General features: G+C 73.4%; 5 protein-coding genes. All 5 read left to right on the top strand.

Features of this window, described 5'->3' with window-relative positions; genetic code table 11:
• The first annotated feature begins 182 nt into the window (after positions 1 to 182).
• A complete protein-coding gene (locus JNW89_RS33435) occupies positions 183 to 812 on the top strand; it encodes a DUF4178 domain-containing protein (protein ID WP_238452081.1) in 630 nt (209 codons plus the stop codon).
• A 2-nt stretch (positions 813 to 814) separates the two neighbouring features.
• Positions 815 to 1,309, top strand: a complete 495-nt coding sequence (locus JNW89_RS33430) for a DUF2617 family protein (RefSeq protein ID WP_238452080.1) — start codon at positions 815 to 817, stop codon at positions 1,307 to 1,309.
• Positions 1,306 to 1,731 carry a DUF4247 domain-containing protein gene (locus JNW89_RS33425; RefSeq protein WP_238452079.1) on the top strand — a complete coding sequence of 142 codons (426 nt, stop codon included), beginning with the start codon at positions 1,306 to 1,308 and terminating at the stop codon, positions 1,729 to 1,731. The genes JNW89_RS33430 and JNW89_RS33425 overlap by 4 nt, the downstream gene beginning before the upstream one ends.
• A 37-nt stretch (positions 1,732 to 1,768) precedes the next feature.
• The gene (locus JNW89_RS33420) at positions 1,769 to 2,191 is read left to right on the top strand and encodes a DUF350 domain-containing protein (RefSeq protein ID WP_238452078.1); all 423 of its coding nucleotides are present in this window, start codon (positions 1,769 to 1,771) and stop codon (positions 2,189 to 2,191) included.
• Positions 2,191 to 2,804, top strand: a 614-nt coding sequence (locus JNW89_RS33415) for a hypothetical protein (protein ID WP_238452077.1), incomplete at its 3' end; no start/stop codon positions are given. The genes JNW89_RS33420 and JNW89_RS33415, both read left to right, overlap by 1 nt.

Here is a 2,804-nt window from a genome sequence, read left to right as displayed (position 1 = left end):
GCCCTCGCCCGGCAGCGGAAGAGGACCGGGCCTGCGGCACCCGGCGATCCGTTCCGGGACACCGACGCGGACGCGCTCCGGGGCGACCCGCGCAAGCTCTGGTCGCTCACTCAAGCCGGACGTGTTTCCCCAGGTGCGCGGGGTTGTTACCGTCTCCGCCGACGCGTGGGGAGGCGGTCGGGGTGGACGGTTCGGTGGCGTACCTGGTGGCGGCGGTGGGGTGTCTGGTCGGGGTCGCCGGGGTGGTGATCGCCGTGGTCGCCCTCGCCCGGCAGCGGAAGAGGACCGGGCCTGCGGCACCCGGCGATCCGTTCCGGGACACCGACGCGGACGCGCTCCGGGGCGACCCGCGCAAGCTCAAGCCCGGTGACATCGTCGAGATCCGGCAGGTGTCGTACGCGATCCGTGGCTCGGTGCACCTGGTCGAGGGCGCCTGGAGCTGGGCCGAGCACCTGCTGGACGACGCCGGTGGGGCCAAGCGGTGGCTCTCCGTCGAGGAGGACCCGGACGTGGAGCTGGTGCTCTGGAAGGCCGAACCGGGCGCCACCATCACGCCGGGCGCGCCCACACTGGACTTCGCCGGCCGCCGCTACTCCTGGGAGGAGTCCGGGCAGGCCCGCTACTCGGCCACCGGCACCACCGGCCTCGACCCGACGGGCACCGTCCGCTACCACGACTACCGGGCGCAGGGCGGGGCCCGGCTGGCCTTCGAGGCGTACGGGGAGGCCGGCTGGGAGGTGGCGCTCGGTGAGCCGCTGCACCGCTCCGAGGTGATGGTCTACCCGCAGGCCGGCCCGGGACAGGTGGCCTGAGGGTGCTGGTCAGCATCGACACCCCGTACGTCGACACCAGCGCCGCCGACCTCGGCCTGGCCCTCGGCGATCCCGAGCTGCCGGCCCTGGCCGTCCGCGAGGTCGACCTGCCCGGCGGCATCCGGCTGCGGCTGCGCCTGCTCGGCGCCTCCCACCAGGTCGTCCTCGGTGGGCTCACCGAGACGGTGGCCTGCCTGCCGGGGCGGCCGCCGCACCTGCCCGGCACGCTGCACGACGAGCCCAACGGCTACCGGTTCACCGCCACGGTGCTCCGGCCGCCGGCCGGTGAACTGCGCGCCCGCGTCGCCGCGCTCCGCACCGAGCTGGCCGACGACCCGTACGCGCTGGTCGGGGTCTTCCCCGGCGACCCGGACGCGGTCACCGCGCTCGCCGTACGCCCCGATCCGCCGGACGGGTCGGTCGGCTGGCGCACCTGGCACGCGTATCCCCAGACCAACGAGCTGGTCCTGACCGAAACGGTGGTGGCACTGCGATGACGTACCGGCGCTGGTTCGTGGTGGGAGTGGCCTTCGCGGTCATCGGCGCACTGGTCGCCGCCTTCGCGATCTTCTACGGCAACTTCTCGCCCCGCGGTTACGTCGAGGACCGCTACACCCGGGCGACCAGCCGGGACATCGGCGGCGAGGCGGTCGCGTACACCTCGGACAAGACCCCGAGCCAGGTGGCGCAGGACGTGACTGAGGCCTGGCAGCCGGCCGACCAGTACGTCGACGGCAGCGGCGTCTACCTGCGCTACGACGACGACTCGGTGGTCGTCCTGCCGATCGCCACCGGCTCGGTGATCCTGCTGGAGCGGCTCGGCACCGCCTACCCCCGCTACCACTCCACGGTGGGCAACCACTGGGGCTGGGGTCGCGGCAGCACCGTACGCGGCGGCGGCCCAGGCGCCGGCAAGTAGCCCCGACCCCCTCCACCCCTCACCCTGGAGTTCCCCCGTGCAGAACCTGGTCACCGATCTGCTGGTCACGCTCGCCTACGGCGTGGTCGGCGTCGTCCTGATGGCCGTCGGCTACGTGCTGGTCGACGTGGCGACCCCCGGCAAGCTCCACGAGCTGATCTGGACCGAGCGCAACCGCAACGCCGCGCTGCTGCTCGCCTCGAACCTCGCCGGCGTGGGCGTCATCGTGGTCGCCGCCATCGCCGCCAGCGCCGACGACTTCGTCCTCGGCCTGGTCGGCGCCGCCGCGTACGGCCTCCTCGGCCTGGTCATCATGGCCGGGGCGTTCCTGTTGCTCGACGCGGCGACCCCGGGCCGGCTCGGCGAGCTGCTGGTCGACCCGGAGCCGCACCCCGCGGTCTGGGTCTCCGCCGTCGTCCACCTCGCCACGGGCGCGATCATCGCCGCCGCGATCAGCTGATGGCCGCCGCGAAGCGGCCGGGCGCCGCCGGGCGCTCGGCGACCACCGGCGCGAAGAGCCCAGCGAAGAGCGCGGAGATTCCGGTGTGGAAGCAGGCCCTGATCTGGGTGGGCCTGTTGGGCACTGTCGCCGCCTGCACCGTCGGGGCGATCGTCAACGGCGACGACGGGTCCGACATCGTGCCGCCGCCGACCGCTCAGGAGCGCGGCGACACCGTGTCGCTCCTCCAGCGGTCCACGGCCAGCCAGGGCGTCTGCTACGGCTGGGAGCTGAGGGACTACTTCGGCTACGGCGACCCGGTCAGCGTCGGCTCCAATCTCGGCGACGGGGTGGCGGTCGAGGACAACCCGGCCTGCCCGCGCTGGGTGCAGGTGAGCGTCCGGATCTACTACCCGTCGGAGAGCAGCGAGAGCGACGACAACGCCTACGTCGAGGTCAACGGATCCAGCGACTTCTCCGCGGCGGAACTGCTGCGCATCGAGAGCGGGCTGGATCGGCTCGGGGTCACCGAGAAGGTCTTCATCGACGATCCGGGCTGGGCCATCACCCGCGCCGCCGTCATGCTTCCCCTGCTGGCCGCCGAGCAGGGCCTGGTCGAGCCGGCCGCCACCCC

It is taken from the genome of Micromonospora sp. 4G55 (genome assembly GCF_016803375.1).
Note: the sequence above shows the minus strand (reverse complement) of the source record. Positions and strands in the feature narration are given on the sequence as shown.

Bases quoted from the DNA above. Each gene is read 5' to 3' on its own strand.
- JNW89_RS33425 (WP_238452079.1), top strand. From the start codon at position 1,306: ATGACGTACCGGCGCTGGTTCGTGGTGGGAGTGGCCTTCGCGGTCATC.